The sequence below is a fragment of the Lacticaseibacillus jixianensis genome, assembly GCF_003946485.1.
GTDB classification, from domain to species: Bacteria; Bacillota; Bacilli; order Lactobacillales; family Lactobacillaceae; genus Lacticaseibacillus; species Lacticaseibacillus jixianensis.
This window is the reverse complement of sequence record NZ_RHOJ01000031.1, coordinates 1-14,268: the sequence shown is the minus strand read 5'-3', so window position 1 is coordinate 14,268 and position 14,268 is coordinate 1. Positions and strand designations below refer to the sequence as shown.

At 56.9% G+C, this 14,268-nt stretch carries 14 protein-coding genes; 9 read left to right on the top strand and 5 right to left on the bottom strand.

Annotated features, from left to right (window positions below; genetic code table 11):
* The first annotated feature begins 40 nt into the window (after positions 1 to 40).
* Positions 41 to 889 carry a dTDP-4-dehydrorhamnose reductase gene (gene rfbD / locus EKM85_RS10275; RefSeq protein ID WP_125586609.1) on the top strand — a complete coding sequence of 283 codons (849 nt, stop codon included), beginning with the start codon at positions 41 to 43 and terminating at the stop codon, positions 887 to 889.
* A gap of 83 nt (positions 890 to 972) precedes the next feature.
* On the opposite strand, the gene EKM85_RS10270 is transcribed toward rfbD, so the two are convergent.
* Positions 973 to 2,028, bottom strand: coding sequence for an NAD-dependent epimerase/dehydratase family protein (locus EKM85_RS10270; protein ID WP_125586607.1), 1,056 nt, complete (start codon positions 2,026 to 2,028; stop codon positions 973 to 975).
* A 9-nt stretch (positions 2,029 to 2,037) separates the two neighbouring features.
* Positions 2,038 to 2,760 carry an IspD/TarI family cytidylyltransferase gene (locus EKM85_RS10265; protein ID WP_125586605.1) on the bottom strand — a complete coding sequence of 241 codons (723 nt, stop codon included), beginning with the start codon at positions 2,758 to 2,760 and terminating at the stop codon, positions 2,038 to 2,040.
* A gap of 334 nt (positions 2,761 to 3,094) precedes the next feature.
* Here EKM85_RS10265 and galU point away from each other — a divergent pair, with 334 nt between their 5' ends.
* Positions 3,095 to 4,006 carry a UTP--glucose-1-phosphate uridylyltransferase GalU gene (gene galU, locus EKM85_RS10260; protein ID WP_125586603.1) on the top strand — a complete coding sequence of 304 codons (912 nt, stop codon included), beginning with the start codon at positions 3,095 to 3,097 and terminating at the stop codon, positions 4,004 to 4,006.
* A 60-nt stretch (positions 4,007 to 4,066) separates the two neighbouring features.
* On the opposite strand, the gene EKM85_RS11530 is transcribed toward galU, so the two are convergent.
* Both EKM85_RS11530 and EKM85_RS10255 read right to left on the bottom strand, forming a co-directional pair.
* Positions 4,067 to 4,231, bottom strand: a complete 165-nt coding sequence (locus EKM85_RS11530) for a hypothetical protein (protein WP_164510749.1) — start codon at positions 4,229 to 4,231, stop codon at positions 4,067 to 4,069.
* Positions 4,232 to 4,242: 11 nt separating this feature from the next.
* Positions 4,243 to 5,061, bottom strand: a complete 819-nt coding sequence (locus EKM85_RS10255) for an aldose epimerase family protein (RefSeq protein WP_125586601.1) — start codon at positions 5,059 to 5,061, stop codon at positions 4,243 to 4,245.
* 146 nt (positions 5,062 to 5,207) lie between these two features.
* On the opposite strand from EKM85_RS10255, the gene EKM85_RS10250 reads away from it, so the two are divergent.
* Positions 5,208 to 5,780, top strand: coding sequence for a restriction endonuclease (locus tag EKM85_RS10250; protein WP_225418986.1), 573 nt, complete (start codon positions 5,208 to 5,210; stop codon positions 5,778 to 5,780).
* 24 nt (positions 5,781 to 5,804) lie between these two features.
* On the opposite strand, the gene EKM85_RS10245 is transcribed toward EKM85_RS10250, so the two are convergent.
* On the bottom strand, positions 5,805 to 6,101 hold the full coding sequence (locus EKM85_RS10245) for a hypothetical protein (protein WP_125586599.1): 297 nt from the start codon (positions 6,099 to 6,101) through the stop codon (positions 5,805 to 5,807).
* Between the two features lie 129 nt (positions 6,102 to 6,230).
* On the opposite strand from EKM85_RS10245, the gene EKM85_RS10240 reads away from it, so the two are divergent.
* The 6 genes from EKM85_RS10240 (at position 6,231) to EKM85_RS10215 (ending at position 14,161) form a co-directional block, all read left to right on the top strand.
* The gene (locus EKM85_RS10240; RefSeq protein WP_125586597.1) at positions 6,231 to 7,409 is read left to right on the top strand and encodes an acetyl-CoA C-acetyltransferase; all 1,179 of its coding nucleotides are present in this window, start codon (positions 6,231 to 6,233) and stop codon (positions 7,407 to 7,409) included.
* Positions 7,406 to 8,638, top strand: a complete 1,233-nt coding sequence (locus EKM85_RS10235; protein WP_125586595.1) for a hydroxymethylglutaryl-CoA reductase, degradative — start codon at positions 7,406 to 7,408, stop codon at positions 8,636 to 8,638. Before EKM85_RS10240 ends, EKM85_RS10235 begins: the two co-directional genes overlap by 4 nt.
* Positions 8,635 to 9,801 carry a hydroxymethylglutaryl-CoA synthase gene (locus EKM85_RS10230; RefSeq protein ID WP_125586592.1) on the top strand — a complete coding sequence of 389 codons (1,167 nt, stop codon included), beginning with the start codon at positions 8,635 to 8,637 and terminating at the stop codon, positions 9,799 to 9,801. Before EKM85_RS10235 ends, EKM85_RS10230 begins: the two co-directional genes overlap by 4 nt.
* A 232-nt stretch (positions 9,802 to 10,033) precedes the next feature.
* On the top strand, positions 10,034 to 11,770 hold the full coding sequence (spxB, locus tag EKM85_RS10225; RefSeq protein WP_125586590.1) for a pyruvate oxidase: 1,737 nt from the start codon (positions 10,034 to 10,036) through the stop codon (positions 11,768 to 11,770).
* Positions 11,771 to 11,894: 124 nt separating this feature from the next.
* Positions 11,895 to 13,550, top strand: coding sequence for a C39 family peptidase (locus EKM85_RS10220; RefSeq protein WP_164510748.1), 1,656 nt, complete (start codon positions 11,895 to 11,897; stop codon positions 13,548 to 13,550).
* 77 nt (positions 13,551 to 13,627) lie between these two features.
* On the top strand, positions 13,628 to 14,161 hold the full coding sequence (locus EKM85_RS10215; protein WP_125586587.1) for a hypothetical protein: 534 nt from the start codon (positions 13,628 to 13,630) through the stop codon (positions 14,159 to 14,161).
* Positions 14,162 to 14,268 lie beyond the last annotated feature (107 nt).

Sequence of the window (14,268 nt, the reverse complement as noted above, 5' to 3'; positions counted from 1 at the left end):
AGTCGCTTCGCTTTTGTGTCAAAACACGGAGATGAAATTGATGAAGAAGATTTTGATTACTGGGGCTAATGGCCAGCTGGGCACCGAGCTGCGTCACATGTTAGATGACCGCGGGATCGCCTACCGGGCGACCGATGCCAAGGAACTTGATATCACCGATGAACAGGCGGTCAACGCTTACTTTGCCGATTATCAGCCGGACGTGGTTTACCACTGCGCGGCCTACACGGCGGTCGATAAGGCCGAAGACGAGGGCAAGGCCATCGACGAGCTGGTCAATGCCAAAGGCACCGAGAACATGGCCAAGGCGGCCGGTGCGAATAATGCGACCCTGATATACATCAGCACTGACTATGTCTTTGATGGTGATAGTGATGAGCTCTACACCGTCGACCATCAGCCGGCACCGCGCAATGAATACGGCCGCACCAAGTACGAAGGCGAGCAGGCGGTTCAGAAGTACGCCAAGCAGTATTACATCATCCGGACGTCTTGGGTGTTCGGCGAATACGGCCACAACTTCGTCTACACCATGCTTAACTTGGCCAAGACGCACGATCAGTTGACGGTGGTCAATGATCAGTTTGGCCGGCCGTCTTGGACCAAGACGTTGGCGGAGTTCATGTTGTTCGCGGTGGATCAGAACCTGGATTATGGCATCTACCACCTCTCCAATGAAAACAGCTGTAACTGGTACGAGTTCGCCAAGGAGATCCTCAAGGACACCGACACCGAGGTCCTGCCCGTGACGAGCGCTGAGTACCCACAGAAGGCATGGCGGCCGCGGCACTCAATCCTGGATCTGAGCAAGACTGAGGCGACGGGATTCAAGATGCAGACGTGGCAGGAAGCACTGAAGGAATTCATGGCTGAGATTCAAGCCGATTGATTTAACAACGAAAAATGCCACACCACCAGGAGTTTTCAACCCCTGGTGATGTGGCATTTTTTCTGGTGAAATTCTCAGATCGTTCAGTTTACATCGCCCATAATATTGAGGGTATGAGTAAGGCCAAGTTCGATATTCGTTTGAGCATGCCACCCTAAGGCTTCCAGTTTTCTGGGATCAAGCAGTGCTTTTGTGGCCTTACTAAAACCTGCTTTCTCAGTCTCGTCGGGTAGATCAAAGACTACCTTCGTCCCAGCAAGCGCGGCAATTGTTTCGGCCAGCTTCTTTAGTGTGACATTGGAGGCTGGGTCAGCGATGTTGTAGGCCTCGCCATTTTGACCTTTGAGTAGAACAGTGAGCAGGCCGGAAACGGCATCCGCAACATAGGTGAATGAATAGTCTTGGGTGCCGGCACTTTTGAGTACGATATCTCGCTTGGCCAAAGCGTCTTCAATAAACTGTGAGATTGCTTTTGAATCGGAGACACGCATGGTGGGCCCGTAGCTGCGCGTCAGTCTTGGAACCACAACATTGAGGCCTTTTTGCTTCTTATATGCCTGGCAGAGGGCCTCGCCAGCGCGCTTGCTTTCGGGGTAACCTGCGCGCAGCGTGTTTGAGTTGATGTAGCCGCAGTAATTTTCATCGAACAGTTCCACGTCGCCCCGGTTTTCACCATAGATTTCGTTCGATGAGGCGAAGGCGAACCTTTCGGCATGGTGGGCTACTGAAAAATCAAGTAAGTTCTGGGTGCCGATGATATTTGCCGTAATTGTTCCGATTGGGTCGGTGGCGTATGCACGCGGATGGGTATTGCTCGCTAAGTGCAAAACAAAGTCTACTTGACCCAAATTCAAATCGGTCATGGGCTTGTTGACGTCGTGACTAATGAAACTGAACAACGGGTTATCCCAGTAGCGATCAAAGCTTGATCTTGCGTGTGCCTCACTGCGGCCGACGGCATAGATATGAAGATTAAGGGCGGAGTCAAAATTCTTTTGCATGAGCACATCGACGAGGAAGCTGCCGACTAAGCCACTTGCACCGGTTATCAGAATTGTTTTGCTCGCCAGTTTGTCCCAAGGAAGTGGTAAGCCCGTGACACCAGTGACATCTTGATGATAGAGCGGATGGTCAATCATGGCGACCTCCTATTTCAACCAAGTGTCTTTGTCCAAGTTTAGATAGGCTTTGAACATCTCAAGGTTATCCTTGGTGGTCAGTTTGATATTCATGTCTGATCCAGCCGCAAAGTGCAACGTTTCGCCGAGCTGGACCATCATTGTATTGGTGTAGTTCGAGCCGTCGATGCCGATGTTCTTTTCGAACGCTTCGTGATAGCGCTCATCAAGAGTCTTGAATTTGTACGCCTGCGGGGTAGAGACCCGGCGTAATGTTTCGCGGGGAATATACTGAGTCGTGGTGTTGGAATTTTCTTTATCGATCACGAAGATCTGTTCGTTGTATGGCATTGAGGTCACTGCATTTCCGTATTGTTGGCATTTAACGATGACGTCGGTGAGCACTTCATCATCAACGAGCGGGCGAACGCCGTCATGAATAATGATGGTGTCATTGGCCGAGGCTTTGTCCTCAAGGTTAAAGACGCCATTGCGGATTGATTCTTGGCCACTGTTGCCGCCAGTCACGATCCACTTCAGCTTGGTAATGTTGAACTGTTTTGCATACGCCTGAACGACATTCTGCCAGCCGTCGATGCAGACAACTTCAATCGCGTCAATTTGTGGATGCTTCTGGAAACTTTCCAGAGTGTAGATAAGTACCGGTTTATCATAGACGTTGATAAATTGCTTGGGAATCTCTTGCCCCATCCGTTGGCCGGAGCCGCCGGCGATAATGACTGCGATATTCACGTGATGACCTCCTGAATATGATCTGTTATTCGAAACCTGTAATCATTATACCCCAGACACGATGGCTTCCTTATGAATGATTGCGGCAGCGCCCATTTTTCCAAGGAGGCCGTCGTCGGTAAGTTGGAATGAAGGCATTACTCATCACTGATTGTTATTCTTCCGGGTTCGGTTCAGATGAAGGTTTTATCCCCAAATAAATAAGCTAAGTACTTGCTGTATTATTCTGAGCCGTCCTTCTATTAATCAAAAACTTAGGCGTTTAAACTGCAAGCGCAGAGCGGCTCGCGTATAATAGACCTATCGCATCGCGAAGATCACCAAGGAGGGTATTATGAAAGTCAGAAAAGCAGTCATTCCAGCAGCCGGCCTGGGCACCCGGTTCTTGCCAGCCACCAAAGCGCTGGCCAAGGAAATGTTACCCATCGTCGATAAGCCGACCATTCAGTTTATCGTCGAGGAGGCGAAGGCTTCAGGCATTACCGATATTCTGATCGTGGAAGGCAAAAACAAGCGGTCCATCGAAGACCACTTCGATTCCAACCCGGAATTGGAACAGAACCTGGCAGCCAAAGGCAAAACCGAGATGCTGAAGCTCGTGCACTCAACCACTGACATCGGCGTCAACCTGTTCTACGTGCGCCAGACGCACCCCAACGGGTTGGGCGACGCCGTACGGCTGGCTAAGTCCTTCGTCAATGATGAACCCTTCGTCGTCATGCTGGGTGATGACCTCATGATGGATAAGGTGCCACTGACCAAGCAGCTGATCGACGAGTATGAGCGGACCCACGCCTCGATTCTGGCGGTCAAGCGTGTGCCCCACGAGGAAGTCTCCGCGTACGGCGTGATCGACCCAGAAAGTGAAGTCTCACCGGACTTGTACAACGTGAAGACCTTTGTCGAGAAGCCGGCCGTGGCCGATGCGCCAAGCGACCTGGCCATCATTGGCCGCTACCTGCTGACGCCGGAGATTTTCGACGTGCTGGAGCACCAGAAGCCGGGCAAGGGCAATGAGGTCCAGTTGACGGACGCGATCGATACCCTCAACAAGACGCAGCGGGTGTTTGCCCACGAGTTCAAGGGCGACCGGTATGACGTCGGCAACAAGTTCGGGTTCGTGGAGACCAGCGTGGAGTACGGCCTGACCCACCCGGAGATCAAGGATGAGCTGCACGACTACATCTTGAAGCTTGCCGACCGCATTAAAAAAGAGGACGCGGCCAAGGCCAAGTCCAGCAAGTAGCGCAATCATGCCTGCTTTAAAATGGCTGTCTCGATCTCAAGTCGAGACAGCCATTTTGAGTTATATCAGGATTTTGATCAGCACGGCGAGCAGCAGCAGGCCAAGCACCGCGGCAGTGGCAAACAGGATGCGGCGCAGCGCGCGCGTCGTGATCAGCCAGCTGGTCAGACCAGTCAATGCGATCAGTGCGACTAGGGCGAGCAGGGCAGACGCGGTCAGACTCATCTTCTCACCGCCTAAGCCAGTGCGTGAAGCGTGAACACGGTGCGGCGCTCAAACGCACTGCCCGGCATGAGGGTAAACAGCGGGGTGGTCGGGTAGATGCCCACGGCCGCATGGGGGGCACCGGTGATGCCGTTGAAGTAGTGGGCCTCGCTGAGGTCAGCGAACGTGTCGACCGTGAGGCCTTTTGCCTCGGTGGTGACGGTGAGGGCCCAGTCGGCGGCGGTCAGCGTGGCCTGGGTGGCCTCAGAGGTCAGGGTGCGTGCCGGCAGCGGCACGGGCTCGGCGTCGAGCCGTAGCCGCTGGCCCATCACGCTTTGGGCCGGATCTCCCGTGAGCGCGAAAGCGACGTTGAGCCGCGGCCGAATCCGGATCTGCGTGTCAGATTCGATGTGCCAGTCGACGGTCCAGCGGTTCTGGTTGTCCAGCGTGTGCACGATGGCGATCTCTCGGCTGCCAGGCAGCCCGTCCTGGCCAGCGCCTAACGCCAGCGTGAACTTGATCGCCACGCGGTCGGCGTCCTGCTCGGTTGCCGCCGCCCAGTTATAGTTCTGCCACCCAGTGCGGCCGGAATCCAGGGGCAGCCCAGCGCTTTCGCCTTGGACCGGGCCAATCACGGCGCCGAAGTGCCCCGGGTCTTCCACGTAGTCCTGGAAGGTGATGAAGCCGATGGTCAAGTTGGGATCGAAGTGATCGCGGTTGGGCAGGCGGACTTGCTGGACGCGCGCGCCGAAGGTCAGAAAGTTCAGGGTCATGCCGTGATCGTTTTGAAGTGAATACTGCACGACTTTTTCGGTGCCGAGTCGATAGAAATCCTTGGACGTGATTTTCACTAGAGAGCGCTTCCTTTCGTCTATCCCTCAATCGTAGCGAACTGGCAGTGAACAATCAATTAAAAATCGCCGCAAGCGCTCGGCGGGTGCGGCCACTTCTGGTAGGATAAAGTCAGTGTTCAGGAAAGGTGATCAAATTGAAACGAATCGTTCAGTCCGTTCGCACATTCTTCCACCGGCTGTATTGGCTTTTGACCTTGGGCTTTGCTTTGGCGCTGGGTTACGCGTTTTGGGGTCGGAACTACCTGACCGCGTGGCATCAGTACTTGGATCTGGCGGCCTTCATCTTCATCGTGGGCTGGGTCCTGGTCAACGCCGTCCTGCTGTACCGGCATCATTTTCAGTATCGCGACCTGCAAATGGAAGAAGTCGATCAGATGGACGGCGAGGAGTTCGAGCGGTTTTGCGTCTACCTGCTGCGGCGCAACGGGTTCAAGCACCTGCAAACAACGAAGGCGTCAGGCGACCAAGGCATCGACATTATCGGCAGGAAAAAGAAGAAAACCGTGGGCTTTCAGTGCAAGCGGTACGAGGCCCAGGTCGGCAATAAGGCCGTTCAGGAGGCGTACTCCGGGCACACCTTCTACCAGTGCGACGAGGCCGCGGTGATCACCAATTCGGTGTTTACCGATGCGGCGATCGCGCTGGCTGAGCAGCTCGATGTGTTGCTGATCGACCGGCCGCGGCTCAAGCGGCTGATGCGGCGGCTGCCTAGCTGACGCGGCCAGGCAGCCAGACGCTCCTCAGTTGACGACGATCACGCCGCTGCGCAGCTGGAAGCCGAACAGGGGCCGCGGCCCGGCTTCATCCTGCACGTACAAGTAGCGCATGCGCAGGTCAGGCTGGTCCAGCAGCAGGGCAAATTCCCAGAGGTGCAGAGGTTTGCCCGCCTTTTTGGGCACGAGGATGGCCTGGCGCTCTTCGCGGTGCTCTGCCGTCGTGATTTTGGCCAGGTTGGCCTGGCGGTCGCCGGTGCTAAGCTGCACCGGCGTTTTTTTGTCCTGGTCGGCGAGTAGTGCCAACAAATCGATCACACGCATCACGCTGCCTCCTTTACTGCCTTTATTCTACCCGAATCCGGCCATTTTGTAAGATTTCTTAAGGCCCCGAATGGGCAGCTGGTGAGCCGTGTATAATGGTTTTCAAGGTAAAATCGAAGGAGCGATCTCATGACAGATGTGGTTATTGTAAGTGCCGCCCGGACCCCGATCGGTAAGCTGAACGGCGCCTTGAGCAGCCAGTCGGCAGTGGCGCTGGGAAGCGTTGCAGCGCAGGCAGCAATCAACCGCGCGGGCATCGACCCGGCGCGGATCGATCAGGCGGTGTTCGGCAACGTGCTGCAGGCCAACAACGGGCAGAATGTGGCGCGGCAGATCGCGCTTAAAGCGGGGATGACCACGGACAGTTCCGCCATGACGGTGAACGAGGTGTGTGGCTCCGGGCTAAAAGCGGTCCGCCTTGGGCAAAGTGCCATTTTGCTGGGTGATGCGGACATCGTGTTGGTCGGCGGTACGGAAAGCATGAGCCAAACCCCGTATTACGCGGCCAACATGCGGGCGGGGCACCTGCTGGGCAACGTGGAAATGGTCGATGGGGTGATGCGCGACGGGCTGACCGATGCGTTCACCGGCCTGCCAATGGGCATCACTGCGGAGAACGTCGCCGAGCAGTTCAGCGTGCCGCGCGAGGCGCAGGACGCATTTGCCTTGGCGTCTCACCAGAAGGCGGTGGCCGCGCAGCAAACCGGCGCCTTCGCCGCTGAGATCGCGCCGGTGACGGTTACAACGCGGAAAGGGACGATCGTCGTCGATCAGGACGAGGGCCCCCGGCCGGACACGAGTCTGGAGAAGCTGGCGCGGCTGAAACCAGCCTTCAAAGCCGGCGGCACGGTCACCGCAGGCAATGCGAGCGGCATCAACGACGGGGCGGCGGCCTTGGTCTTGATGCGCAAGGATTTGGCCGACCGTGAAGGGATCGCTTACCTTGCCACGATCCGGGGGTACAGCGAAGGCGGAATCGACCCCAATTTCATGGGCTATGCGCCCAAGCGGGTGATCGAGAAGCTGCTCAAACGTACGGATGCGGCGTTGACGGACATCGACCTGTTCGAGATCAATGAGGCCTTTGCCGCGCAAAGCATTGCGGTTGCTAAAGAGCTTGAAGTCGATCAAAGCAAGCTCAACGTGAACGGCGGCGCGATCGCGCTCGGCCACCCCCTCGGGGCGTCTGGCGCCCGGGTGCTGGTCACCCTGCTATACGCGTTGCAACAGCGCAACCAGCACGCCGGCGTCGCCGCCCTGTGCGTTGGCGGCGGGATCGGCGTCGCGATGCAGGTGGCGCGGCCATGACCAAGTTTTATGAGCTGACGCCGGCAGCGCGGCGCGACTTGCTGATCGCGGCGGGGCTGGCGGAAGCGGACGCCGCCGTGTTGGCGGCCCCCGGGCTGAGCCCTGACGTGGCGGCCAGTTTGACCGAGAACGTGATCGGCCAGTATGCGCTGCCCCTCGGGGTCGTGCGGGCGCTGACCGTGAACGGCCAAAGCCGGACCATAGCGATGGTCACCGAGGAGCCCTCGGTCATTGCGGCGGCCAATAATGGGGCCAGGATCGTTAACCAAAGCGGCGGAGTCACGGCCACTGCCGCCCCGCACCGCGTCCAAGCGGAGGTCGTGTTTGATGATGTGCCTGATCACCAGCAGGCGGTCGCGGTTTTGACGGCGCACCGGGCGGGGCTGTTTCGCGTTGCCGAAGCGGCCCATCCCAGTGCGGTGAAGCGCGGCGGCGGGCTCAAGGACATTACCTTCAGCCAGCGCGGCCGGTTTATGGTCATGGTGCTGACGATCGCACCCAGCCAGGCCATGGGGGCCAACCTGGCCGATACGATTGCCGAAGCGGTAGCCGCAGCGGCGGCGGGGATGCTTGACCAGCCCGCTCTGGTGGCAATCCTTACCAATCACAGTGACGCCTTAGTTCAGGCGACGGTCTCGCTAACGCCCGCCACGCTGCGCACGAGTCAAGTCGACGGTCTGACCATTGCCCGCCGCATCGCGGCGTTAAGTGACCTGGCGCAGGTCGATCCGCTGCGGGCGGCGACGCACAACAAGGGGATCATGAACGGGATTGAAGCCGCGGTCCTGGCGACCGGCAACGATACTCGGGCGGTCGCCGCTGCGGTGGCCGCCTACAGCCTCGGCCGGCCGCTGAGCAGCTGGGTGCTGACGGCCGGGCGGATGGTCGGCCAGCTGACCTTGCCGCTGCCGGTCGGCGTCTTGGGCGGCGCCATTTCTGCGCTGCCCAAAGCGCAGGCGGCGCTGCGGCTGGGCGATTTCCAGACCGTCAGCGACTTGCAGTGTGGCCTGGCCGCGCTCGGCTTGGTGCAAAATCTCGCTGCGCTGCGGGCCTTGGCCGGGCCGGGCATTCAGGCCGGCCACATGGCCCTTCAAGCCAAGGCGCTGGCCATTGCGGCCGGCGCTAGTGGGGCGGAGATCCAGCAGGTGGCAGCGGGGCTTTCCGCCCAAACGCGCACGCTAGCGGCGGCGAAACAATTACTGGCGAATTTAAGGGGGACCACTGAATGACGATAGGGATTGATCAAATTGGCTTGGCCAGCCCAGAATTTTACATCGACTTGCGCAAGCTAGCGGCAGTGCGCGGGGATGATCCCGATAAATACACGATCGGGATCGGCCAGGATGAGCAGGCCGTGCCACCGTCCAGTCAGGACGTCGTGACGCTTGGTGCGGCAGCGGTGAAGCAGATTCAAGGCAGCATTGATCCCCAGCGGCTGGGCCTGATCGTGCTGGGCACCGAAAGCGGGGTAGACGCCAGCAAGGCGGGCGCGCTATTCATCCAAAAGCTGCTGGGACTGCCGCAAACCGCGCGCACGTTTGAAATCAAGGAGGCCTGCTACGGCGGCACTGCCGGCTTGATGATGGCGCGTGATTACGTGGCGGCTCATCCCAAGCAGCAGGCCCTTGTCATCGCCGCCGACATCGCCCGTTACGGTCTGAACACCGCCGGCGAGGTGACGCAAGGCGCCGGGGCAGTGGCGATGCTGGTGACCGCAGCGCCGCGAATTCTGGCGCTCAGTGATGACTCCGTGATCCACGCTGAAGAGATCGGCGATTTCTGGCGGCCGGTGTACACGGATCAGGCGCTGGCCCGCGGCAAGTACTCGACCGAGCAGTATCTGCGGTTCTTTGCGCTGGCTTGGGCGGGGTACAAAAAGGCAAGCGGCCGCTCGCTAGCCGACTTCAAGGCCCTGACCTTCCACCTGCCTTACACCAAAATGGGGCTCAAGGCGCTCCGGCAGGTCCTGCCAGAGGCCGATGCGGCCAAGCAGCAGGACCTGCTCATGCACTTTGACCACAGCATTCAGTACAGCCGGCGCATCGGGAACATTTATACCGGGTCCCTTTACCTCGGCTTGCTCTCGCTGCTGGAAAATGATGACACCTTGGCCGCCGGTGACCGGATCGGACTGTTCTCATATGGTTCCGGGGCCGTGGGCGAATTCTTCTCTGGCACACTCGCCTCAGGTTTTCGCCAGCAGCTGCACGCGACCGTCAACCAGGGCCAGCTCAATGCGCGCCGCGAACTCAGCATTCCCGAGTACGAGGCGGTGTTTGAAAACAGCGTGCCGTACACGAAGGCAGATTATCAGACGGATCCAATGTACTTTGCCGGTCCGTTTGTGCTCACCGGGGTGGTGGGCCAAGAACGCCAGTATCAGACCAACTAAGCAAGCACCTCACCGCTAACGGTGGGGTGTTTTTGTAAGGGGCGTTGGCGAGGCGCAACCCGATGACAAACCCGCAGCCGAGTCGCTTTGGTGTAAGCGCCGCCGGGGCCTGTGTTACAGTGTTGGTGTGAATTTTTTTTGCATTATCCACTTGTAATTGGTAAGCAGGCTAGTTATACTGAATGATGTTGATACTTATTAAACGTAAGTGAATATTTTCGGAGGCGATAGCATGGCAAAGATCAATGCTGCGGATGCAGGACTTAAGGTCATCGAAAGTTGGGGCGTCAAGAATATTTACGGGCTGCCGGGCGGCTCGTTTGACTCGACGATGAACGCTATTTACAACCGGCGAGATACGCTGAATTACATTCAGGTCCGCCACGAAGAAGTCGGCGCGTTGGCAGCTGTCGGTGAGGCCAAGGTCACGGGTAAGATCGGTGTGACCTTTGGCTCTGCTGGCCCTGGGGCGGTTCACCTGCTGAACGGCCTGTACGACGCGCAATGGGACCACGTGCCGGTCCTGGCACTGGTCGGTCAGGTCCCATCTGGCGCGATGAACACCAACTTCTTCCAGGAAATGAACGAAAATCCGATGTTCGCCGACGTGTCCGTCTACAACCGCACGGTCATGACCGCGCAGCAGCTGCCGGCGGTCATTGACGATGCGATCGCCCAGGCCTACGCCAAGAGCGGCGTGGCGGTCGTCACGATTCCAAAAGACTTGGGTTGGCAGCCGATTGAGGACAACTATGTGTCCCGCGCGGCTAACTACCAAAAGCCGCTGTTGCCAGAGCCGCCGGCAGAGAAGATCGCCGAAGCAGCCAAACTTTTGACGGCCGCCAAGCACCCGCTGCTTTATGTCGGCAACGGGGCGCGCGGTGCCCGTGCCGAGATCCTGGCACTGTCAGAGAAGCTTCACGCCCCGATCCTGACTTCGGCTTTGGCAAAGGGCGTTGTTCCAGATTCCTACAAGGCCAACATGGGCTCTGCCGGGCGGGTTGCTTCTAAGCCTGGGATCGAAATTGCCTCAAACACCGATGCCGTTTTGTTCCTTGGGTCTGACATGCCGTTTCAGAGTTTCTTCATCGGCCCGCAGGCGAAGTACATTCAGGTGGATATCGACAGTGCGAAGTTCGGGCGCCGTCACCACGTCGACGTGGCCATCTTGGCCGACGCCAAAAAGACTGCGGTGGCCTTGACCAACGCGATCGATCAGCAGCCGGAAACTGGCTGGTACCGGGCCGCGCTTAAGGATAAGCAGAACTGGGCGGCGTGGATGAAGTCGTTTGAAGACGACGCCGAGACGCCGCTGCGGGTAGAGCCAGTCTTCAAGCAGATCAACGACATGGCGACCGAAGACGCAATTTTCCAAGTTGACGTCGGCAACGTCACCATCAACGGCATGCGCTACCTGAATACTGACCAGCGCCAGCGCTTCACGACGAGCGGCTGGTACGCCACGATGGGCTACGCACTGCCCGCGGCGATCGGCGCTCAGGCCGAGTTCCCTGATCGGCAGGTTTGGTCCATTTCTGGGGATGGCGGCTTTGCCATGGTCATGCAGGACGTGATGACTCAGGTGAAGTACCACATGCCGATTATCAACGTGGTGCTGACCAACGAGTCGCTCGGCTTCATCGAGGCTGAGCAAGACGACACCAAGCAGCCGCACTCAGGCGTTGATTTGATCGATGCCGACTACGGCACCGCCGCGGCCGCACTTGGCGCTACGGGCTTTGAGGTCCACACCCTGGCTGAGCTGAAGGATGCCTTTGCGCAGGCCAAGAACGCCCAGGGGCCGGTCGTGATCGACGTGAAGATTTCCGATTTGCGCCCGCTCCCAGTTGAGCAGCTCGTGCTCGACAAGCAGACCCAAGACCCGGCGGCCGTAGATGCCTTTGTTAAGAAGTATCACGCCGAGAGCCTGATCCCGTTCCGCCAGATCCTGGAGGACGAGGAAAAGTAACCACTTGATTTCTCAGCACCGCTCATTTGAGTGGTGCTTTTTTATATGACGGTTCACTTCTACGTTGATTTTTAATTTCGGTCGTATACAATGAACTAATAACATGATAACGTGGGTGGTTAAAATGAAGAAGTTATATTGGGTATTGATAGGCGCTAGCATTTTTTCAGGGTTGTGGAATGCGCCAACTGTTATTCAGGCGGACACGTCGACCAATAACGTCACGCAGGCGGTTGCCACACCGAGCTTGACTTATCAGACGCACGTTGCATACAAGGGCTGGCTGGCCCCCAGCAAGCCTGGAGCAGTCTCCGGCACAATGGGTGAAGCGCGGCGTGTTGAGGCACTGCGAATCAAATTGATTTTACCGTCAGGTATTTCTGGCGGGCTTAATTATCAAACGCATGTCCAAAATATCGGTTGGCAAAAGCCAGTTGGCAATGGCCAACTGGCAGGGACGACAGGCCGCTCACTTGCGGTGCAAGCGCTCAGGGTGAACTTAACTGGGGCCGTGGCAAACCAATATTCAATTTACTATCGAGCGCACGTTCAAAATGTTGGCTGGACTGCCTATGCCAAGGATGGTGAGGCGGTGGGTAGTACTGGAATGAACTGGCGAATTGAAGCCATTCAAATCGCCCTAGTCAAGAAGGGCGAGACCGCCCCAAGCGCTCCAGATTCGCAAAGTTTTGCCTTGTTAGCTGCGCCAACGATTAACTACCAGGCCCACGTGAAAAATGTTGGTTGGCAGGGTACTGCAATTAACGGCCAAATCGCTGGCACAGTCAACCGGGCCTTACAAATGGAGGCAGTGAAGGCCTGGTTGAGCGATTTGCAGCCTGGACTGAGTGGCACCGTCAATTACCGTGTGCAGGTTCAAAATAAAGGCTGGCTGGCGACTGAGACCAATGGTGCTGTTGAGGGTACCACAGGTTTGGGTTTACGGTTGGAAACTTTGCAGGTTTCGTTGGCTGGCCAGGTTGGCAAGTATTTTGATATTTGGTACCAGGTTCAGGCCCAGAATTACGGGTGGATGGGCTGGACTAAGAATGCCAAACTGGCTGGTACTGAGGGGGCGGGCCTTCGCGCTGAGGCGATGCGGATCAAGCTGACCCCCAAGGGTGCCCCGGCTCCGGGTAACACCGCCCGCAGTTATGTAAAATCCACATCGAGTAAATCAGGATCAGCAAAGGGATCAGGCTGGCGCTCTGTTGGTGGTAATCTAAAGTACTATAACGCTCAGACGAATAGTTATCCGCGGCAATTTGCGGTCAAGTACTACAGCCAGCTGGACCGTCGCTGGGCTAGTCGGCGATACGGCGCTCACACTTTTGGCCAAACTGGTTGTGGGCAGGCTTCTATTGCCATGATCCTATCTGGTTTTGGTATCAATGTGACACCACCGATGGCAGCTGATTATTCATACAGTCACGGGACTTTTGACACCCCAGGTGAAGTTGGCTCGGCTCAATCTGACTTAACGCTGGTTGCTGATCATTACGGCGTCTCTTGGCGGGTGATGAGCCATGCCGGTGAACTTTCGGCATATCTTGCCAAAGGATACCCGGCCACCGTTTGTCTGGAGCTTGGCGGCGGCGTTCGGCATATTGTGGTGCTCCATGGCTATGATCGTTCGGGCAACACGAATGTGAGTGACCCGTGGAGTGGGTTACTCTTTAGTGGTCGTCACACGGTTGCTCAGATTTGGAGTAAGCTTTCTTGGAAGGCCGATAATCGGAATCGCGGGGCTTCTGCTGCAGTTGTTTATATTCCTCGTTAAGTAGATATCAACAGGCTTCATGACTAAAATTATCTGACGCTCATGAGAGCCCACGGTTGAGAAGGAAGGGAGCGCGTATGAAACGGTCAATCAAGATTGTGACTTGGGTTGCTGCTGGCTTTGTGATTCTGATTGGCGCAGGCTTGGTCTGGCATCAGCTTGGCAGTGGGTCCACCAATCATGTCACGCAGTCAAAGTCGTCACGGAATGTTAACAGGACCAAGCAGTCACCATCTGTAAAGTCTTCGTCAGCTGAGAGCAAGTCGAGTAGCGCTTCTCATCTTGCCTCAGTGGCCGACGTGGTCAAGGCCGCTCCGCAAACACTTAATCAGCTGAAAGCCAATGCGGGCGGGACTTATTCAGCAATCAGCGCCACTGCTGATGGGGACAATATGGTGAGCTATGTCATGACGCTGGCCCAGCCTTTGGATAAGAATACGGATCAAGGGGCTTTAAAAATTGCGTTAGTGAAAGCCTTGATGCCAGCAATCTCCGCTGCCAAAAAGGCTCGGCCGGGAATTCAATTGAAAGTCATACTGAGGAATCCCGATGATTCAGAGGTGATTAATCAGCCAATTGCCAAGCACGAAATTGATCAGGACGTTCAGTGATTTGTCACAACTAAAACGGCGGTCCACTTCTGAAGTGCAATAGAAAAGTTAGACGAATTAGAATTTGAATTAAGCCACGATGACTTGTTCCCGATACTCAACCGGGG

Excerpts from the sequence above, each read along its gene's own strand:
- rfbD (WP_125586609.1), top strand. The coding sequence starts at position 41 with ATGAAGAAGATTTTGATTACTGGGGCTAATGGCCAGCTGGGCACCGAG.
- EKM85_RS10270 (WP_125586607.1), bottom strand. The coding sequence starts at position 2,028 with ATGATTGACCATCCGCTCTATCATCAAGATGTCACTGGTGTCACGGGC.
- galU (WP_125586603.1), top strand. The coding sequence starts at position 3,095 with ATGAAAGTCAGAAAAGCAGTCATTCCAGCAGCCGGCCTGGGCACCCGG.
- EKM85_RS11530 (WP_164510749.1), bottom strand. The coding sequence starts at position 4,231 with ATGAGTCTGACCGCGTCTGCCCTGCTCGCCCTAGTCGCACTGATCGCA.
- EKM85_RS10245 (WP_125586599.1), bottom strand. The coding sequence starts at position 6,101 with ATGCGTGTGATCGATTTGTTGGCACTACTCGCCGACCAGGACAAAAAA.
- EKM85_RS10240 (WP_125586597.1), top strand. The coding sequence starts at position 6,231 with ATGACAGATGTGGTTATTGTAAGTGCCGCCCGGACCCCGATCGGTAAG.
- EKM85_RS10235 (WP_125586595.1), top strand. The coding sequence starts at position 7,406 with ATGACCAAGTTTTATGAGCTGACGCCGGCAGCGCGGCGCGACTTGCTG.
- EKM85_RS10230 (WP_125586592.1), top strand. The coding sequence starts at position 8,635 with ATGACGATAGGGATTGATCAAATTGGCTTGGCCAGCCCAGAATTTTAC.
- spxB (WP_125586590.1), top strand. The coding sequence starts at position 10,034 with ATGGCAAAGATCAATGCTGCGGATGCAGGACTTAAGGTCATCGAAAGT.
- EKM85_RS10220 (WP_164510748.1), top strand. The coding sequence starts at position 11,895 with ATGAAGAAGTTATATTGGGTATTGATAGGCGCTAGCATTTTTTCAGGG.
- EKM85_RS10215 (WP_125586587.1), top strand. The coding sequence starts at position 13,628 with ATGAAACGGTCAATCAAGATTGTGACTTGGGTTGCTGCTGGCTTTGTG.